The organism is Caedibacter taeniospiralis (genome assembly GCF_002803295.2).
In the GTDB taxonomy this organism is placed as follows: Bacteria; Pseudomonadota; Gammaproteobacteria; order Francisellales; family Francisellaceae; genus Caedibacter; species Caedibacter taeniospiralis.
In genome coordinates, this window is record NZ_PGGB02000007.1 from 1 (window position 1) to 20,886 (window position 20,886).

General features: G+C 42.1%; 15 protein-coding genes. 7 read left to right on the top strand and 8 right to left on the bottom strand.

Annotated features, from left to right (window positions below):
* Nucleotides 1–1,246 (top strand): BspA family leucine-rich repeat surface protein (locus tag CU053_RS03740; RefSeq protein WP_158106994.1); only part of this gene is annotated, 1,246 nt, incomplete at its 5' end.
* A gap of 219 nt (nucleotides 1,247–1,465) precedes the next feature.
* On the opposite strand, the gene CU053_RS03745 is transcribed toward CU053_RS03740, so the two are convergent.
* On the bottom strand, nucleotides 1,466–2,470 hold the full coding sequence (locus CU053_RS03745; protein ID WP_100550987.1) for an OmpA family protein: 1,005 nt from the start codon (nucleotides 2,468–2,470) through the stop codon (nucleotides 1,466–1,468).
* 269 nt (nucleotides 2,471–2,739) lie between these two features.
* On the opposite strand from CU053_RS03745, the gene CU053_RS03750 reads away from it, so the two are divergent.
* Complete coding sequence (locus CU053_RS03750) at nucleotides 2,740–4,530, top strand: aminopeptidase P family protein (protein WP_100550988.1); 1,791 nt, start codon at nucleotides 2,740–2,742, stop codon at nucleotides 4,528–4,530.
* Nucleotides 4,531–4,710: 180 nt separating this feature from the next.
* On the opposite strand, the gene uvrD is transcribed toward CU053_RS03750, so the two are convergent.
* From uvrD to CU053_RS03785, 7 genes are all read right to left on the bottom strand, one after another.
* On the bottom strand, nucleotides 4,711–6,891 hold the full coding sequence (gene uvrD, locus CU053_RS03755; protein WP_100550989.1) for a DNA helicase II: 2,181 nt from the start codon (nucleotides 6,889–6,891) through the stop codon (nucleotides 4,711–4,713).
* 3 nt (nucleotides 6,892–6,894) lie between these two features.
* Nucleotides 6,895–7,188 (bottom strand): chaperone modulator CbpM, encoded by a 294-nt coding sequence (locus tag CU053_RS03760; RefSeq protein ID WP_100550990.1) that lies wholly within the window; start codon nucleotides 7,186–7,188, stop codon nucleotides 6,895–6,897.
* 2 nt (nucleotides 7,189–7,190) lie between these two features.
* On the bottom strand, nucleotides 7,191–8,132 hold the full coding sequence (locus tag CU053_RS03765) for a DnaJ C-terminal domain-containing protein (RefSeq protein WP_100550991.1): 942 nt from the start codon (nucleotides 8,130–8,132) through the stop codon (nucleotides 7,191–7,193).
* Nucleotides 8,133–8,201: 69 nt separating this feature from the next.
* Complete coding sequence (locus CU053_RS03770) at nucleotides 8,202–8,834, bottom strand: hypothetical protein (protein ID WP_100550992.1); 633 nt, start codon at nucleotides 8,832–8,834, stop codon at nucleotides 8,202–8,204.
* Nucleotides 8,827–10,071 (bottom strand): cation:proton antiporter, encoded by a 1,245-nt coding sequence (locus CU053_RS03775; protein ID WP_100550993.1) that lies wholly within the window; start codon nucleotides 10,069–10,071, stop codon nucleotides 8,827–8,829. Before CU053_RS03775 ends, CU053_RS03770 begins: the two co-directional genes overlap by 8 nt.
* A 184-nt stretch (nucleotides 10,072–10,255) precedes the next feature.
* The gene (locus CU053_RS03780; protein ID WP_100550994.1) at nucleotides 10,256–11,008 is read right to left on the bottom strand and encodes an MlaA family lipoprotein; all 753 of its coding nucleotides are present in this window, start codon (nucleotides 11,006–11,008) and stop codon (nucleotides 10,256–10,258) included.
* Nucleotides 11,009–11,064: 56 nt separating this feature from the next.
* Nucleotides 11,065–11,292, bottom strand: coding sequence for a hypothetical protein (locus tag CU053_RS03785; RefSeq protein ID WP_158106979.1), 228 nt, complete (start codon nucleotides 11,290–11,292; stop codon nucleotides 11,065–11,067).
* Between the two features lie 54 nt (nucleotides 11,293–11,346).
* On the opposite strand from CU053_RS03785, the gene CU053_RS03790 reads away from it, so the two are divergent.
* The 5 genes from CU053_RS03790 (at nucleotide 11,347) to CU053_RS03810 (ending at nucleotide 20,819) form a co-directional block, all read left to right on the top strand.
* Entirely contained in the window at nucleotides 11,347–12,867 is a 1,521-nt protein-coding gene (locus tag CU053_RS03790) for a DHA2 family efflux MFS transporter permease subunit (RefSeq protein ID WP_100550995.1), read from the top strand.
* 167 nt (nucleotides 12,868–13,034) lie between these two features.
* A complete protein-coding gene (gene glnE / locus CU053_RS03795) occupies nucleotides 13,035–15,851 on the top strand; it encodes a bifunctional [glutamate--ammonia ligase]-adenylyl-L-tyrosine phosphorylase/[glutamate--ammonia-ligase] adenylyltransferase (protein ID WP_100550996.1) in 2,817 nt (938 codons plus the stop codon).
* Between the two features lie 193 nt (nucleotides 15,852–16,044).
* Nucleotides 16,045–19,932 (top strand): phosphoribosylformylglycinamidine synthase, encoded by a 3,888-nt coding sequence (gene purL, locus CU053_RS03800; protein ID WP_100550997.1) that lies wholly within the window; start codon nucleotides 16,045–16,047, stop codon nucleotides 19,930–19,932.
* A gap of 40 nt (nucleotides 19,933–19,972) precedes the next feature.
* A complete protein-coding gene (locus tag CU053_RS03805; protein WP_158106980.1) occupies nucleotides 19,973–20,557 on the top strand; it encodes a 5-formyltetrahydrofolate cyclo-ligase in 585 nt (194 codons plus the stop codon).
* A gap of 7 nt (nucleotides 20,558–20,564) precedes the next feature.
* Nucleotides 20,565–20,819: a BolA family protein gene (locus CU053_RS03810; protein WP_199244204.1), complete on the top strand. Its 255-nt coding sequence runs from the start codon at nucleotides 20,565–20,567 to the stop codon at nucleotides 20,817–20,819.
* Nucleotides 20,820–20,886: the final 67 nt, after the last annotated feature.

The window sequence follows — 20,886 nt, forward strand, 5'->3', positions numbered from 1 at the left end:
TAATAACTGGGATACCAGTCATGTCACCGACATGAGCGCCATGTTTTCAGGTGCTTCAGCATTTACCCAGAATATTTCTGCCTGGAATGTTGCTAAGGTTACCTCAGATCTTCATTTTGATGAAGTTACCAGCTCAAGCTGGACCGCAGAGATGAAACCGCATTTTTCAAAAGCGGTCATTGAGTGGTCCAAAACTTTGCCGATGACAACACTTGCTCCAGGAGGGACGACTGAAGTTAAACACCCCAGCTATGTGATTTCTGATCCTGGACTTACTGATCGGTTAATGGCAAATAAGACTTACACTTACCGCATTAAAAATATTGGTGAGAGACCACTTACTTTCGACAAAAACGCCGTTACCGTAACTAGCTCCGATATCACTATTGGTAATAATAACTGTAAAAATGCAAGCCTTGCAAAAGGTGCAAACTGCTCATTTGACATAACGGCTTCCTCACAGACTTCGACCAGCATAATACTTCAACTTACCACAGCGGATGCAGATATTGCAAATCCTGAGGATAAAATACTTAGTGATGTCAAAATTATCCCAGAAGGCACGGTGATTTGTAGTGAGGTACCAGTGGGTGAGATATTCACACTTGATGGTGATACCACCACACACTATTTTCTTGTTGTTGAAGACGGAACTGGTCCAAGTGGTATTAAAAACGATAATATATATGGCAATTATATTAATAGCGACATGAATAAAGTATGTACGACTCATGTGACGGATATGAGTGATCTATTTCATGGCAGTGCATTTAATCGTAATATTAATGATTGGGATACCAGTAATGTCACCAATATGAGCGCTATGTTTTCAGGTGCTTCAGTATTTAACCAGCCCCTTAATGACTGGAATACCAGTAATGTCACCAATATGAGCGATATGTTTTATGATTCAGAATTTAACCAGCCGCTTAATGACTGGAATACAGGTAATGTTACCGATATGAGCTACATGTTTGACGATTCATACTTTAACTGGCCGCTTAATGACTGGAATACAGGTAATGTCACCAATATGCGCTATATGTTTGCGGAGTCACGCTTTAACCAACCGCTTTATAAATGGGATACCAGTAAGGTCACCGATATGAGCTATATGTTTCATGGTGATGTTGGTTTTTGTCAGGATCTTTCAGCCTGGGATGTTGCTAACGTTATAGCATATGATTGTTTTGATCATAGTACCACCAGAAGCTGGAGAGAAGACATGCACCCAAAATTTCGATAAGCATGAGATATAAAATAACGGTACAAAATTAAGAGTTACATTAAGAAGGGCAAGAAATTGCCTGCTATGGCAGCCCCTGGCAGAGTCTGCGGGCACTCATTTATTAAAACAATGAACCATGACCGTGACCATTATTCCCGTCCACTCTTAGTGCTGAGCACTGACACGCTTTTAAAAAGCCTTGAGTCTCTTAAAAAGAGGGGAAAAACAGAGAAATTATTATGCTTTTAATGGGACAGGAATGCTCGTTTCAACACGTTGGTTGATCGATTGATTCGCCTTGGTTGTATTTGGTACCAGCGGACGACTATAACCATATCCAACGACTTCAATATTGCTCGCGTCAACGCCTTGTGCAATCATATAAGTTTTGACCGCTTGCGCGCGATTAACAGATAGCTGTTGATTATATTGTGCAAATTTAGCACCTGTTTTACCTTGTGAAGCAAAGCCTTGCAACACAACTTTATTGATGTCATATTCCTTTATGAAATTAATCAAGTTATTGATCGCTGCTTTTGCTTTTGCATTTAGGGCATAGCTGCTATAGGAAAACTTAGCATCCAAGTGCATAGTGACCTTATCACCATCCACCGTGTAGCAGCCAATTGACTCACGCGTTATCTCAGAAGTACCTGCCTGGCATTCCATCACATTTTTTGGCAGCGCGTAAGCAGCATGATACTCTTCTTCACGCGCCTGCTGGCTAGCTGAAGTTGAACCCACTGCGCCATATGATGCCACATTATTTGCACCACCAAAGTACAGACCAATACCCACAGTAAACATACTGCCATCTGGTGTTTTTGAACCAAATGACTGAAGATAGCGGTAATCTGCAGAAACAAAAGCATTCGGCGCAAAATCATACTTAACGCCTACGCCTGCATCAACACCAAATGAATTGGTTGTCATATCCATATAGCCACCACCAACAGCGACATATGGAATGAGATTTGTGTTATTAGCAAAGTTCCAAATCCCCTCTGCCAGGACGGCTTTCTGGTTATTGCCCATATAATTAATGCTGGCTTGTGCGGCAAGGTTGTTATTAAACCCATAACCCACAGTGCCCACAATAGCAGGTCCGCTTTCAGAATAGCTATGGTTAAAGTAACCACCCAAGCCAAATTGACCATATAACTGTTTACTATGATCATTTGCGGCGAAGGCTGTGGAGCATAATCCTGTGACTAACAGACTGGCAATGATTTTCTTCTTCATGATTTTTCCTCTTCATTGGTTTTGATTGTAAATAAAACACATAATTCTTCGTTCGTGACCTCGTCATCAAGCAATTTCATAGAAATGCTGAAACATCCAAGCTGTAAGCAACTGGGAATGAAGTCTAAACCGCGCCCAGTATAATTAACTTTTTAGCAGAGTTGGAGTGTTGTTACGCATTTTCAATGAAAAAATCTGAATTTTATTGTCTCCAGCAGCCATCTGCGTTTAAATGCCCACTTAAGGCACTTTAAAACAAAGGCATTATAATGTCTGACATTCAACATAAGATCAAAATACTGCGTCAATTGATGGATCAAAAACAATATGACTTTTACCTGACTCCCTCAACCGATGCGCACAATAATGAATATCTCCCCAAAGCCTGGCAGCGAAGACCATGGATTAGTGACTTTACTGGCAGCGCAGGTGAGGCACTTGTTGGTCACAAGGAGGCGCACCTTTGGACAGATGGACGCTACTTTCTTCAAGCCGAAACGGAACTCGATAGCTCCATTTATCAACTACAAAAGCAACAAGGCTACATTTCTGAGTTTGAAAACTGGCTTGAAATCCATGCTTATGGTAAAACCCTTGCTATTGATCCAACCACACTTTCCATTAAACGCGGACAGACCATAAATGCACTGATGCACAAGCTTCGTGGAAAGTGCGTTTTTGATAAAAGCAATTTGATCGATGAGGTGCGCAGGTTATGCAACGAAAGCACCGACTTACCTCATGGCAAAGCGTTTTTACAAACGCTACAATTCAGTGGCAAAGAAACGCAGGTTAAGCTTCGCGAAATTCGAAATAAACTCAATGAACATCGTGTTGATGCGCTTGTGATCAGCGTACTGGATGAAATTGCCTGGCTGCTAAATATTCGTGGACATGATATTGAATTTAACCCACTACTTATAAGCTATGTCATTGTCAGCGAAGCGCATTGCCAGTTTTTTGTCGATGAAACAAAGCTTGATGATCATATCAAACAAAATCTTATATCTCATGGCGTTGAGATTCTGCCGTATGAGGACTTTTATGATGCGCTTAAGCATCTTAATGTTAGAGTATGGATTGATGCTAACACCGCTAATTATGCCATATTGCAATGCTTAAACCGTGAAGCCAGTCCCTATTTTGCTCAATCTCCCATCGTTTTAATGAAAGCATGCAAAAATATCGTCGAAATCGATGGCAGTAAACTTGCTCACAAGAAAGACGCTATTGCCATGATTGAGTTTATTTATTGGCTTGAGAATAATTGGCAACAAGGTGTTGATGAGCTTAGCGCACAGCAGAAGCTGCTTGAGTTTCGCCAAAAACAACCTCATTTTAAAGGTGCTAGTTTTGACACCATCAGTGGTTTTGCCAGTAACGGGGCAATCATTCATTATCGCTCAAGCAAGAAAACCTCAAAGATAATCGATGATAGCAACCTCTATCTTCTGGATTCAGGGGGACAATACTTAGAAGGCACAACAGATATAACCCGAGTATTTCACTTAGGCATCCCTATGCCCCTACACAAACACTATTACACCTTGGTGCTCAAAGGACATTTAGCCCTTCAAAATATGAGCTTCCCAAAAGGCACTAAAGGCGAGCAATTAGATAGCTTGGCACGCCAGCCATTATGGCAAGAACAGTTAAACTACGGGCATGGCACGGGTCACGGAGTTGGCAGCTTTTTATGTGTCCACGAGGGCCCACAACGCATTTCTCCCGCTTTTAGTAATCAGTCCCTTGAGCCTGGCATGATTGTCAGCAATGAGCCTGGCATTTATTTCCCAAATCGATTTGGCATACGCATCGAGAACCTGTGTTTTGTCAAAAAACTAAAAGAGCAGGCTCACCATGAGTGTGGCGAGTTTTACGCCTTTGAGGATCTCACCTTAGTGCCATATGCCCGAAATTTAATTGCTATTGAGTTATTAACCCATAATGAGATCAGACAAATCAATAGCTACCACCTGCGTGTTGAAAAGGAAATCATGCCAATGATCAGCAATGAGAAAATTAAAACATGGCTAGGCAATCAACTGAAACCCTTATAACTCGATTACGCACTTTTGCTGGTTTTTAAACTACCCCGTCAGCCTGCGGCTGCCACCCCTTCACCAGTGAAGGGGAATAAGTGATAAGCTTTCCGAAAATTCCCCTTCACTTGGTGAAGGGGTGCCGAGCTTGCGAGGCGGGGTAGTTCAGCAAAAATGCGTACTTACAGTCATAATTTTTCATAACTTTGATAGTTTCGCCATTTTAGCCAGCAATACTTTTCTGCCTCCCCCTGCCTTAAAGTCAATGTGATAGCATAAATCATCCCCCAGCCCCTCCGTCTTTAATATCACGCCTATGCCAAATTTGGGGTGGGTCACAAAACTTCCTGTTTTAAATTGTGACTGACTCTCTTTTTGCTGCATGTTGACAAACTCAAACGGTGATATGCCAAAGCCAGCTGCTGTTGGGGCGGCTCGCTGTCTGATTTCGTGTAAATACGCTTTGGGGATCTCACTCAAAAAGCGCGACTTAACCTGATAATTGACATTGCCATATTGATGGCGAACTTTACTGAAACTCAGTGTTAAATGGCGCATCGCACGCGTAATGCCTACATAGCAAAGTCTACGTTCTTCGGCAAGTTTATCCGCATGTTCTAGTGAACGCGAGGATGGAAATAAACCATCTTCAAGTCCACCGATAAAAATATAAGGAAACTCAAGTCCCTTTGCAGTGTGCAAGGTCATAAGCTGCACCGCCTCACTATGATCATCGGCTTGCATTTCTCCCGACTCTAAAACAGCAAAACTTAAAAATTCAAGCAGTAAATCCTCCTCATCAACCGCTTCAATAGGAGGAACAAATTCACTAGCGGCATTGACAAGTTCCTTTAGGTTTTCACATTTTTGCTGTGATTTTTCTGATTTAGAGGCTTCATACATCAGGCTCAAGCCACTGGCATCAATCACATGACGCATCAGCTGTCCCAAACTTAACGTATCTTTTAATGCTGCCATGTCTTCAATTAAGCTGATAAAACGCCCTAGCGCCTGTGCTGAGCGACTGGGTAACTGGTTTGTATCTATCATTTGTACCGTTGCCTGCCAAAGCGATAAACCGTGCAAACTTGCATAGTCACGAATATTATCCAGGGTTTTCAAACCAATCCCACGCACAGGCAGGTTGACCACGCGCTCAAACGCCAGATTATCTGCTCTTAACGCAATGAGGCGCATGTAGGCCAAAGCATCTTTAATTTCAGCACGATCAAAAAAGCGCAAGCCACCATAGATTCGATAGGAAATACCGAGTTTTAACAGCGCTTCCTCAATGACGCGTGATTGTGCGTTAGATCTGTACAATATCGCAATGTGTGATAAGTTGATCCTTTGATTCTTGCTAAGATCCTGTATTTTTTGCACGATATAATCCGCTTCATCGCGCTCGTTAAAGGCTTCATATACGGCAATTTTCTCGCCTTTTTCCTCTTTTGACCACAGCACCTTGCCCATGCGTTTACTATTGTTTGCAATGATGGCATTAGCAGCATCAAGAATGATTTGTGTTGAGCGGTAATTTTGCTCTAAACGCACGATTTTCACAGGATTTAGATCAGATAGAAAGTGTTCAATATTTTCAATTTTAGCCCCGCGCCAGCCATAAATTGACTGATCATCATCACCAACCGCCATAAAGCTATTGGAGTCAGACTTTAAGCACATCAGCCACTTGTACTGTACTGTATTAGTATCCTGAAACTCATCGACAAGCACATAGTGAAAACGTTTCTGATAGTAACTCCTTAGGACTTCATTCTGCTTAAAAAGCTCATAGGCATATAACAGTAGATCAGCAAAATCCAGGGCATTATCGGCTTTTAATCGCGCCTCATATGCCTGGTAAATTTTAATCACCTCGCCATCAAAATGGGCTTTAGGCAAATCAATAGCACGAATACCTTCATCTTTCTTGCCATTGATGAAGGCTTGAGAATACTTTGGCGGGTAGTATTTTTCATCTAAATTCAGGCTTTGAATGACTTTTCTAATCACTTGTAGCTGATCATCTTGATCAAGCACCTTAAAGTTACGATTAAAACCCATTTCTTGCGCATGCTGACGCAAAAGCCTGTGTGCGATGCCATGAAAGGTGCCAATCCACATGCCAACGGTTGAAAATCCAAGTAACTCTTCAACTCTACCGCGCATTTCTCTTGCGGCTTTATTAGTAAAAGTCACCGCTAAAATATTCAGTGGTGAAACGTTTTTTTCCTGACACAAGTAAGCAATTCTATGGGTTAGCACCCGTGTTTTACCACTTCCAGCACCCGCTAAGATGAGCGCATTTTCATTATTTAACAACACCGCTTCCTGCTGTGCTGCATTTAGAGATTCAATATTTTCAATAATAACAGACATGATTTATACGCCATGGTGATGCTGTTGATTTAAGAGTGCCTCAAGGTGGTTAATTTTTTCTCTCAAATTTAAAATAATTGAAACTCCTGAAGAATTGACCCCTAAATCGCTCATTAAACGCCTGGCTGATTTAGCCCGTGCAATATCGTCTGCGACCACGTAGTAGATATTGTTTTCTAGTTGTGCATAAATCACCTCATGCTCTATCCACTCCACAATAATCGTTTGTGGCACGCACAACATCTGCGATAGTTCAATGATGCTGATATAGTCCCCTTGCGCTCTTATTCTAGTCATCACTACACTCCCAATAAGTCTTTACGCGGATCAAATGCCATTTCCTGTGCCATCTTCTGATAAAAGGCTTTTTGTGCATCAGAGACAGCAGGTGGCAAAATGACCTCTAAAACAATATAAAAATCACCATCGGCTAAGCCCTTACCTTTTAAGCGCATTTTTTTACCACTTTGTGTGTGTTCTGGAATGTTAAGCTTCATAGAACCATGTGGAGTAGGCACCATAATGTCGGCACCTAGCGCTGCCTCCCATGGAGCGACGGGAATATGACTATAAATGTCGTTATTTACTACTTTATACTGTTTATCGGATTGAACGCATACTTCTAAATACAGGTTACCATCTTGCCCGCCGCCAACGCCAGCTTCCCCCTGCCCTTTCAAACGAATTTGCTGGTGATTGCCAACAGCTTTGGGAATCTTAACTTTAAGTCGCTTGGTTTTTTCCATAATATGACCTTCTTGATTAAGAGTCTGATAGGTAAAATGCAGCTCACGCTCCACGCCTGTTAAAGCATCAGTCACTGAAATGTCGACTTTCGTATGCAAATCCTGCCCATTGATTGAAAAGCCTTGCTTTTGTTGACGCTGACGTGCACGTTGCTGGCGAAAAAATTCACCAAAAACATCTTCATAATCACCAAAATCACCGCTTTGGTAACGATATTGCTGAGAACTGCCAGATCCTCTATGGTGCGTTTCCTGTTGAAAGCCGTTTTGCCCAGCATGTTGCCAGTTTCTGCCATATTGGTCATATAATTTGCGTTTTTTGTCATCTTTTAACACCTCGTACGCATCCTGCACCTCCTTGAATTTCTCCTCGGCATTTGCTTCTGTACTCACATCAGGGTGATATTTTTTTGCTAACCGACGATAGGCTTTTTTGATTTCGGCGTCAGTTGCTGCTTTTGCTATACCCAAAACACTGTAATAATCTTTATCCATATTTTTTCCTACTTTGCTCACGCATTTACTTACTGGAACTACTTAAAACTCACTCAATCGTAAATCTATTTACTCATCCTCAGTTTCCACCACCCAATTCTCAGGCGGCATGAGATAAATTACTTTCCAGCCCGTTTCAGGCGAGTACTGGCTATCGGGTGAAGTCACATGAATCTGGTTTTTTTTATTGATATAAAAAAGCGGGATGGCTCTTTGGTTAAGCGATGCAAACTGTTCCCAAGTAAATCCATTACTAAGCGCTGTTGTCTTAATTTGCCCTCCTTGTTTAACAATGCTTCTTAAGATTTGATAGGATAGATCTTTGCTAAATAAACGTTGAGCATACTTTTTCGTTAAATAGTTTAACTTAGAGTTTGCTTTATTTTGTGCGGTTGGCAAAACAAACACAGAGACACGCCCATCAAACTCCCGATAATACTTCACCGCAGCTAGGGTATTCATCTGCTCGCTACTAGAGCAACCAAGCATACGCCCAATACCCACCAGGTTTAAATGCCAGTCCGCATGCTCCGATACAGAGCTCCCGTAATAGCAATTTAAGCCCTGAAGACGACAACCCTGCACACTGCGCCAGCTCGTATCCGCCATAACTACATGCACATCATTATTTTTCAATTCCTGGGCGATCGCTCTTGCTAAGGTATTGCCACCAATTATCAAGAAACCTCGTGGCTCAGGCACCGAGGCATGCAAAAGCCTTGCCAAAATATGGAGCGGTTAGACTTTGAATGATTACCGTACCCAAAATAACCATAAACACGATCAGGACAAGAAGCTCACCTTCTTCTGAAAAATGCAAATTCTCAATCACCTTGATGGAAAGCAGTGCTGCTACGGCAGCGGCAACGATTCCGCGCGGCGCGATCCAGCTTACCATCACCCGTTCTGACCAGTTGAGTTCACTGCCTAAGGTTGAGATCCCTGCAGCAATGGGGCGCACGATGATCTGTAACAAAAGCACCAGAATAATGGCTTTCCACCAAACCGCTTCAAGGTGTTCAAAGCTTATATTAGCACCCAGAATAATAAATAAGTTTGAGATTAAAATAAGGCTCAGTGATTCTTTAAAATCGAGAATCTCTTCAATATGTGCATTGGGCATATTGCCAACAATCACGCCCATAACTGTTACGATTAAAAGTCCTCCACCTTCAACAATGCGCTCAGCAACCACAAAGCTTGTGATCACAAAGGACAGCACGAACATGTTATTCAGATATCCAGGAACCCATTGCCTTTTCAAAATAGTTCCCAGCAGGAAACCCGCGATCAGTCCGCCAATTCCTCCCACAATAAACACCAGCAAGATATGTGTGATAATATTCCAAAGCGCATTGTATTGGGACGCAGTAATCGCCGTAAAAACAATCACTGCCAAAAGTGCACCAATTGGATCAACCAGCATCCCTTCCCAGCGAATGACATTCGCAAGCTTTTCTGTTGGTCTTACACTGCGCAAAATCGGTACAACTACTGTGGGACCACTCACCGAAGAGATTGCACCAATAAGAGCCGAGACCTGCCAGGAAATATTGAAAATAAAATGCACCAGAAGCGTAGTTAAAATCGCTGTGACCAGGAGTCCAATGGTTACAATATTTCTCACTGTTCCGCCTAAGCCTTTAATTTCTTTAAACTTCAAGCTCATGCAGCCTTCAAACAGGATGACTGCCACGCAAATAGAAACAATCGGATAGAGTGTGTCTTTAAAGAGGAAAGTTGGACGTAAAAATTGGTAATGCTCACCCAAAACAAGCTGGCTCACAGGACCCAATACAATTCCAACGACCAATAAAAACAGGATTGCTGGCAATTTCATCCGCCATGCCAGCCATTGACAAATAAAGCCCAGCAATAAGATCACCATAAATACAACTGGGATATATGTGGTCGATGCGAAAAAATTATTTACTCCCATCTAAGTGTTCAACCTCAAATTTAAACTAAGCGTCATTGTAACAAACCACCTCGTAAGCGAAAATGCTGGCTTAGGCAAATAATTCGCCCAAGTGTGCCAGTGTGAGTAATCAGTGTCACACTCACAGCGACAACTCACACTTAGTGATGGGCAGAAATGTAGTCATTGCCAAAATGGCACTGCCTTAATTCTCTTGTCCATCAAGAATATCAAGAACCGCAGCATCACTATCAAAACCACCTTCTGGTACTTTCTTAGGTTTTACCTGTAAGGTTTTCTCCAGCTCATAATCATAATTTTGCAAATACACATTACGTATGGCAACATACGGATCAATGGCACTATTCACCAATTTTTCATAGCCACCAAGATATTGAACGCCTTCATTCACCTTATAAATACCCCAAGCCCCCCAGATAACTGCTTCTGGAAGATGCCCAACATAATTCAATGGATTAAACACGCCATCTATCAAATCACCTGTTGCGGCAGAAAACGTATAGGGTCCCAAAATGGGCACAACAAAATAAGGCGAATAACGATAACCCCATTTTGCAAGCGTAAACCCAAAGTTTTGCGTTCTTCTGGGCAGTCCCATGTTTTTAGCCACATCAAACAAACCAAACACTCCAAAAACACTATTGGCTAGAAGTCTTGCGGTATCTCGCCAGAGATAGTCAAAATTCCACTGCAATAAATCGTTGGCAACTCGCCCAGGTTCCAGAATGTTATTATAGGTGTTATTAACCCCTTGCTGCACCTGATCTGGCACCATATAATCGTAACCCTTAGCCACAGGGATAAGCGCATAATCATAAGTCACCTGATTAAATTTAAATATAACCCGATTGTACCCTTCCCACGGGTCTCTATCCTGCTGGGTTGCACAACCACTTAGCAAAAACATTGCCCAAAAACCTATTGCCTTATATTTCATTTTTTACTGATTTTCCTCCTGTTGGCTGGCAGTATAACTTATTTTTCTATAAGACATCACTCCATTCTAAAGCTTTTACACATAATGTCTGGGGGATAACACAGCTCATAGGATGGATAAGCCGAAGGCGCATCTGCCAATACCCAACCTGTTTGCTTTCTCGCGTGGATGCGCCTTCGGCTTGACCACCCTACACGAAGTGCGTCATTAAGTTGACGGTCTATTGTGCGTTGATTGACACATAAATCAGTAAATGCCTTTACTGTTTGTAACTGGCTATACAACCCACAAAATTACTTTTACAATCTGGTGTTTTAGCTTTAGGTGCTTTTACTTTAATGACACAACAACACCCTCTCTCATCAACGATGAAATGGCTTATTACTGTCACGGTGATGCTTGCTGCAATGATCGAGATTATTGATACCACCATCGTCAATGTTGCCTTACAGGATATGGCTGGCTCTCTTGGTGCAAGTACGGAAGAGATATCATGGGTAGTAACTTCTTACATCGTATCTGCTGCCATTTGCATGCCATTGACAGGTTTCTTTGTCCGCACCATGGGTCGACGACGCTTGCTACTCATTAACATTGTTGGGTTTTTAATTTTTTCAATGCTCTGTGGCTTAGCAAGCTCTTTGAACGAAATGGTTTTCTTTAGAATTATGCAGGGAATTTTTGGCTCCTCTTTAGTCCCTCTGTCTCAATATGTGCTAAGAGATACCTTTCCTCCTAACGAACAAGTAAAAGCCATGGCTGTTTGGGGAGTAGGCATTATGGCAGCACCTGTACTTGGTCCAACACTGGGTGGCTACATTACTGATTGGATGAACTGGCGTTGGATCTTTTATATCAATATCCCAGTCTGTATTATTGCAATCATTATGGTCATCATGTTTATTAGTGAAACCAATCGTGAAAGACTCAATATAGATTGGATTGGTTTGGGACTGATGACATTAACTATTGCCACCTTACAAATTTTTCTTGATCGAGGTAACAATGACGGCTGGCTGTCTTCACAGTTTATTGTTGCCATGCTGATGTTTTGGGTGGTTACAGGTCTCATCTTTATTTTCCGTGGCTGGTTTAATCCTAAAAATATTCTTAATTTACATTTATTCAAAGATAGAAACTATGCAGCCTCTTGCGTTCTTCTGGTCTTTTACACCACAGGGATCTTTGGATTAATGACGGTTCAACCTCTTATTATGCAAGGGATTATGAATTACTCTGCGGCTTTATCTGGTGAGCTTATGATGCCTCGGGGTATCGCCGCAGCAATTGCAATGATGACGATCGCACCACTTGCTAAGCGGATTGATCTACGAATTATTATTTTCTTAGGCATCGTGATTACCGCCTATGGCAATTATCTTTACGCTCAAATCCCACTGATGAGCGACACCTGGAACTTAATGTATCCTGGGATTATTCAAGGCATTGGCATGGGTTTTTTCTTTGTTCCTGTTTCAACCATGGCACTGCAAACCTTAAAACCACATGATCTTGCTGAGGGTAGCGGAATGTTTAGCTTTTTTAGAAACTTAGGGACCTCAGTAGGCACATCGGTGATGATTACGGTATTAACTCAACAAGCACAAGTCGCCTGGCACAGCATGATTAAATACATTAATCCCAGCAATCCAAACTACCAACTCTGGTTACAACACATTAACTGGCAAGCTCAGGATCCCACAACACTTAGCGTAATCGCCCAAAGCATCAGCACACAAGCCAATATCATCGCTTTTGATGATGTCGCTTATTTGTCTTATTTGTTACTCACCCTTTCCATTCCATTTATCTTTATGCTTAAAAAACCCACAAGTACAGGGCTTAGCATGGATCATTAAATCAGTGTCACCTACGCTAAGACACTACCCCGTCGACCTGCGGTCGCCACCCCTTCGCTTGCGAAGGGGAATTAAATCCATGTTTTTGCCAGAGATTTTAATTGTTTCAGTCAGCTGCTTCCGCTTACAATAAAGCCACTGATTGAGATCTAACTGATGAAGTTAATATGCAGTTTGATGAATTTTGCCAAAGCTTTGAGTTGACACACTTAGATATAAAAGTTTCAGCAAAATTATTGAATACTTTTAACACCAGCTGCTTTTTTGCTCGTTTTATCCAACAACATCCCCAGCTTCTCAAGCATACCGATTGGTTTCTCATTGATGACATCAGTGTTTTGCAACAAGAAATTAAAGCTCTTTTTGCACAGAGCAAAAGTTATGATGAGCTTGCAAAGACTTTACGCAACTATCGCCAACAAGTGCATGCCAAACTTGTGTTCCAACAGCATCATAAGATTGCCAACTTTGAGACTATTGCCGAGACTATTTCTGCTATAGCAAAGCATATTTTATTTTACGCACAACAATATTTATTAAAAAAACTAAGTGAAACTAAAACCCTCCATAAACTCCCGCAAGATCTCGGTATCATCACCATGGGAAAGCTCGGTGGAAATGAGCTTAACTTCTCTTCTGATATTGACCTTGTGTTCATCCAGGTAAATAACGACCCATTGACAGACCACCTTGGTAAAACCTATAGCGCCATGCGTTTTTATACTGAGCTTGGTCAAAAGCTTATTGCCTTACTTAATGAAACGACAATCGATGGATTTGTTTATCGAGTTGATATGCGTTTGCGTCCCTTTGGTGAGGGCGCACCTTTAGTCATCGATATAGAAAGCTTTAAACATTATCTTATGAATCATGCGCGAGCTTGGGAGCGCTATGCTTATATTAAAGGCGACATTTTACATCCATCTCATCAGGTTAAAGAGATATTAGATCACATGATCAAGCAGTTTGTTTATCGCCATTACCATGACTATCGCATGCTGAATGCTATTCGTGAGATGAAACAAAAAATCTTATCCGAAATGAAACAGGTAAACTTAACAGACAACATAAAATTAGGTCGTGGTGGCATTCGTGAAATCGAGTTTATCTGTCAATGCTATCAGTTGATTTATGGCGGTCAAAATATCACTTTGCAACATCGTAAGCTAAAACAAGCACTGCGTTCATTAACCCATGCTGAGGTTATTTCTGTCGATACTCAAAAATATCTCTATCAGCACTATGTTTTTTTGCGCAACGTTGAAAATGCCCTGCAAATGTTTGATGATCAACAAACGCATCAGCTGCCAAGCAGCAAGCACACACAGAACGCCATCGCCTGCTTATGCGGTTTTGATGACTGGCAAATGCTTATCACACAAATCACCCAGACAAGGGAAAAAGTGGCAGGGCTTTTTGACAAACTCACCCGCTTTAACCTCCATAACGTTGAGCAAATGCAAGACTCAGCAATCTCTGCCACCTTGATGACGGACAACACTCTCCCCGCCTGCGCTTATAATCATACGGAAATTAAGGCTTGTACAAATAATTCGCCCAAGCGTATCGGTGTGAGTAATCAGTGTCACACTCACACTCACACTCACAACTCACACTTAGCAATTGGCGGAAATATAGTCACTGCCGAAATTAACAACTTCTTTGCTGAACATATCCTTGCTCAAGAAGTTCTACCCGCTATTGAAGACTTAATTAACCTGTGTGTAGAGCGCTATCCACAGCTTTTAACCAATCTACTAAAGCTGCTGCATAACTTGAGCAAACGACAAACTTATTTATTTTTGTTCCTTGAATATCGCTCACATCATCTGGATTTTTTGACCTTACTCAATCAAGGCGCACGAATCGTAGAAATACTAACGGAACACCCGTTTTTACTTGAGCGCGCATTCATATACAAACACCATGACGAAGTCTATATCGATATTGCTTATCTTCGCAGCAAACTGTACAGACACCTCCAAGCTATTAACCTTGAGGATGTCGAGGCTTTCTTAGAATGTTTGCGTCGATTTAAGCTTGAACAGATATTTAACATTATCGTCAGTGAATCACAAGGGCACATATCCTTAATGGAAGCCAGTGATTTATTCAGTCATCTGGCAACCGTTTTAATTGAAATTGCCCTTGATGGAGCATGGCGTGAGATTTTTCGATATGTCGATATAACATCCGATCTACAGCAAGCTTATCGAGACTCTCTAGCGGTCATTGCCTATGGCAAACTTGGCGGGCTTGAGCTCAGTGTTGCCTCTGACTTGGATCTGGTGTTTATTCATGATAAAACCCATACGGAATTATCCTCACGCTTTTTTGTGCGCGCTGTGCAAAAATTTGTCCATTTTATGCAAATTAAAACCTATCACGGCGCCCTGTACGATATTGATTTACGCCTGCGTCCTGAGGGAGATAATGGTTTTATTGCCCCAGGTTTTGATCGCTATGAGGAATATCTTTATCACTCTGCCTGGACTTGGGAGCACCAGGCATTAACACGCGCACGCTTCATTTGTGGAGCCTCCCGTATTCAACAGAAATTTGATCAACTGCGTACTCAAGTTTTGTGTCAATCTCGTGCGCTTCCCGCGCTCAAAAAAGATATTCGTGAGATGCGCCAAAAAATGCGCACTCATCTACTTAAAGCTCCTTCGCATCTATTTGATTTAAAACAAAGCCCAGGTGCTATGGTGGATATTGAGTTTATTGCCCAGTTTTTTGCGCTTTATTATAGCCATAAAGTTCCTGCAATAGGTTACTACAGCGACAGTATTCGCATTATCCAAACCATCGAATCTGCACAGTTACTTGATACTAAAACGGCAAACGTGCTGATTGATAACTATTGCTATTACCGTGATTTAGGGTTTAAATGCTACCTTCGCAAACAAGAAGCCGTTGTTCCCTTAGATACTTGTAAACAGAGAATGTTAGAAGTACAGGAAATATGGAGCAATCTATTTTAGCGTAAGTTCAAAGCAAGTATTTTCAAGTGGTTCCAGGTCTTTACTTCTCCCTTGATGGGAGAAGTCGCCAAAACGTGTTTTGGCGGATGAGGGAGAATTTTTTACCTCAAAAATAAACTCGCATTTTACCCTTTATAAATCCATTTAAATCTATCAGAATATTGACATTCAAACCTTCTGTATGAGTAGAAAGATGTTACAAATTTTTGGCAATAACGCACTATCTTCGTTTGATCAACAAAGAATATTATCTAAATTGCAAGGCATCATCCCTGGTATTGAACAGGTTCAGGCGGAATATATTCACTTTATTGAGTCTAAAGAGACACTCACAGAAGATGCCATGGGCAAACTCAAGGCACTTTTAACTTACGGTGACAAGGGTGTACTGACCGAGAAAACAGGACAGGCAATTATTGTCACACCGCGCTTAGGAACGATTTCACCCTGGTCATCGAAAGCTACCGATATCGCGCATAACTGTGGACTTAAAGAGATTATACGTATCGAGCGTGGCATCGTTTATTACCTCCAAAGCAAACACTCTTTGGAGCAGAATACTTTAACGCAACTTACGGCAACGTTGCACGATCGCATGATGCAAAGCGTTACCTTTTCTCTGGCTGAAACCAATCCCTTCACAAACACACATGCAGAAGGAAAACTACGCATTGTTCCCTTGTTAGCCCAAGGGCGCATAGCCTTAGAGAAAATCAATGATGAGCTTGGTCTTGCTTTATCCAACGATGAAATTGATTATTTGCAGACTGGATTTCTTGAGCTTAATCGCGATCCCACCGATGTTGAACTGATGATGTTTGCACAAGCTAATTCTGAACATTGTCGCCATAAAATCTTTAGAGCCGATTGGATTATCGATGCTCAAGCACAGACACACGGATTGTTTGCAATGATTAAAAATACCTATGAACACCATAAAGAAAATATCCTGTCCGCCTATCATGACAATGCTGCGGTTATTGCAGGTTATGCCGCTGAGCGTTTGCAGCGCCATAAAGATGGACTCTATCACTTTAAGCGTGAGCCTATTCATATTCAAATCAAAGTGGAAACACATAATCACCCCACGGCGATTGCACCATACCCAGGGGCAGCAACGGGAGCAGGAGGCGAGATCCGTGATGAGGGCGCTACTGGACTTGGCGCTAAGCCAAAGGCTGGACTCACAGGCTACACCGTATCAAACTTAAACATTCCTGATGATATACAAGCCTGGGAACTCCCTTATGGCAAACCTGATCGCATTCGTTCAGCGCTTGATATTATGATTGAAGCACCTTTGGGAGGAGCTGCTTTCAACAACGAATTTGGGCGCCCCAATTTGTGCGGCTATTTCCGCACGTTTGAGCGATACTATAACGGCGAAGTTTGGGGCTACCATAAACCTATTATGATTGCTGGAGGTTATGGCAATATCAAAGAAGAACATATTGAAAAACGTAAAATTCCCGCGGGTGCCAAAATTATTGTCCTGGGCGGACCAGGCATGTTAATTGGCTTAGGTGGCGGAGCTGCTTCTTCCGTGAATGCAGGGGACTTACACGAAACACTTGATTTTGCCTCAGTTCAACGCGATAACGCTGAGATCGAGCGTCGCGCACAAGAAGTCATCGATAGTTGCTGGTCAATGGGACTGGATAACCCGATCATCAGCATTCACGATGTGGGTGCTGGTGGTTTATCCAATGCGCTACCCGAGCTTGTTGTTGATTGTGAGCGCGGTGCCATTTTTGATCTTAACAAAATTGGAGTTGCCGAAAAAGGCTTATCCCCTTTAGAAATATGGTGTAATGAATCTCAAGAGCGTTATGTTCTCGCTATTTCAGCGGATGATTTGGCTACGTTTGACCAGATTGCTCGGCGTGAGCGTTGCCCATACAGCATCGTTGGTGAAGCAACCACAGAACAGATGCTTATTCTTAAAGATTCAAACTCCACCGTTGATCTAATCCATATGCCTTTATCTTTGTTACTGGGCAAGGCGCCTAAAACAGTAAAAAATGTCACAACAACCGCCCATGCTTATAGCAATTGGGACTACAGTAAAATCAATTTGACTGATGCAGCAAAACGCATCTTGCGTTTACCTGCTGTTGGCAGTAAGAAGTTTTTAATTACCATAGGCGATCGCAGCGTTGGTGGGATGACCCAACGCGATCAGATGGTGGGACCATGGCAAATTCCTGTGGCTGATGTTGCCGTAACAGCATCAAGCTTTACCGACTATCACGGCGAAGCCATGGCAATGGGCGAGCGCCCAATTTTGGCGATGATGAACCCTCAAGCCGCTGCAAGAATCACTATAGGTGAAGCGATTACCAATATTGCCGCGGCCTATATCTACCATTTATCTGATGTTAAGCTTTCAGCCAACTGGATGGCAGCCTCTTCACATCCAGGCGAGGATGCAAGACTTTATGAAATGGTTAAAACGGCTGGGTTGGAATTTTGTCCAGCACTGGATCTCACCATCCCTGTTGGTAAAGATTCCTTATCGATGAAAACCACATGGCGTGACGAAGACGGCGAAAAGGCGGTTACCTCTCCTGTCTCTTTAATTGTCACGGCCTTCGCCCCTGTGCAGGATATTCGTCGTACACTGACCCCACAATTGCGTCTGGCATTTGAAACTGATCTTATTTTCATTGATCTTGGTTTAGGCAAAAACCGTTTAGGTGGCTCTTCATTTGCTCAAGTTTATAACGAGTTTGGCAATGAAACACCAGATATTGAACCCGTACTATTGCAGAGCTTCTTTGCCGCCATTCACAAACTGGTTAAAGAAGATAAAATTTTAGCCTATCACGATCGCTCCGATGGTGGTCTATTTACCACCCTGTGTGAAATGATGTTTGCGGCAAAATGCGGACTTGACGTCGATATCGATGCCTTGGGTGACGATCCTCATGCTGTGCTTTTTAACGAAGAGCTGGGGGCTGTGATTCAAGTAAGAAATACCGATTGCGACATCGTGATGCAGATGCTTGCAAGCTTTCAACTCAAAGCACATCACATTGGTAGACCCAATGCTTCAACAGCCGATGCCAAATTGATCATCAGCCAGGATATTGATGAGCTATTTTCCATGACGCGCGCCGAACTGCAGACACTTTGGTCACAAACCTCCTATCAAATCCAGAGAATGCGTGATAATGCGAGGTGTGCCGATGAGGAACATGAGCTGATCAATCGGCTTAATGATCACGGTTTATTTGCCCAGGTTGCATATGACTGCAAAGAAAATATTGCAGCAGCTTACCTTAATTTTGGTATTAAACCCAAAGTTGCTATTTTGCGCGAACAAGGGGTCAACAGCAATAACGAAATGGCAGCTGCGTTTACCCTAAGCGGTTTTGATGCCATTGATGTACATATGACTGATTTACAAAACAATCGTATTAACCTGAACGATTTCAAGGGCCTTGCTGCCTGTGGCGGATTTTCTTATGGTGACGTACTTGGTGCGGGAGGCGGCTGGGCAAAATCGATTTTATTTAATCCTAAGCTTTTAGATCAATTTGCTGCATTTTTTGCTCGTCCTGATACCTTCAGTGTTGGTATGTGTAATGGCTGTCAGATGTTATCGCAATTAAAAGACATTATTCCAGGGGCAACACACTGGCCTCGCTTTGTCAGAAACCTCTCTGAGCAATTTGAAGGACGCTTATCAATGGTCGAAGTGCTTAAAAGCCCTTCAATTGTCTTTGCAGGCATGGATGGCTTAAAAATGCCCATCGTTGTTTCACATGCTGAGGGGCGAACGCAGTATCGCGATGCCAATGACTTAAACACTTTAATTGCCAATAAGCAAACCGTGATGCGTTTTATCGACAGCCACAGCAATCCCACCGAGTATTATCCACTTAATCCTAATGGCTCTAAAGACGGTTTCACGAGTTTCACCTCTACTGACGGGCGCGCCACAATCATGATGCCACATCCTGAACGTGTCTTTAGATTAGTACAAATGTCATGGTATCCTGCGGACTGGAAAAATAAAGATATCGAATACTCACCATGGATGCGTTTATTTATGAATGCACGCAAGTGGGTTGGGTAACAGATATTTAACGCCCCATGTTGCTAATAAGTACTCAATCATGCAAGCTACTATCCGCAGGCAGTTGTGCCATAAAAGGCAAGCCATTTCTTTAGCACAGAAACAGCAATATGCGAAAGATCTATGCGCACAATTTTCCCGCTGTTATGCTGACCTTTTAAAATCCAAGGCTAAAAAAATTGCCAGTTACTATGCTTCCAGCGAAGAAATTTCACCCCATTTGATTGACCAGGAGCTCAAAATGCAACATGAAATTTACTACCCTATGCTGCATCCTTTTAAAAAGCGCAAGCTTTTATTTGTGAGAGAATCTATAAGGCATTGCCATAACAGATATGGCTTAGAAGAGCCTTTGTTTATTGCTGATAAAACGATATCACCATGGGAGCTTGATATGATCATTGTGCCATTAGTCGGTTTTGATTTGGCAAAAAATCGCATCGGCATGGGGGGTGGTTTTTATGACAGCTCACTTACGCTTTGTAAAGCTTTCAACAACACGGAGTTTGTTGGTATCGCTTTTGATGAACAGCAATTTGAGCAATCACAGCATCATCCTCTTGCAATGAATGAATGGGACATTAAAATGGACGCCATTATTACCCCAACACGAATCATTCGCTAAATTGAATATGACACTCTATGACACAATTATTGAAAGGCTTGATAAAAAATTCGCTCCGACCTTTATTGAACTAATAGATGAGACAGATAAACATAAGCAGCACAAACAATTTCAAACTGGGAAATCACACTTTAAATTACACATTGCTAGTGTCAGATTTGCAACCCTTAGTACACTCGAAGCACACCAGGAAATCTACGCCTGTTTAGAAGATCTCATGCACAATAGTATTCACGCCCTATCGATCCATATCCACAAATAACCATCATAAAAAGGAGGAAATACGCCCGGGGGAAAGTGCAAAAGCCCTGAACTGCTTAAAAATACTT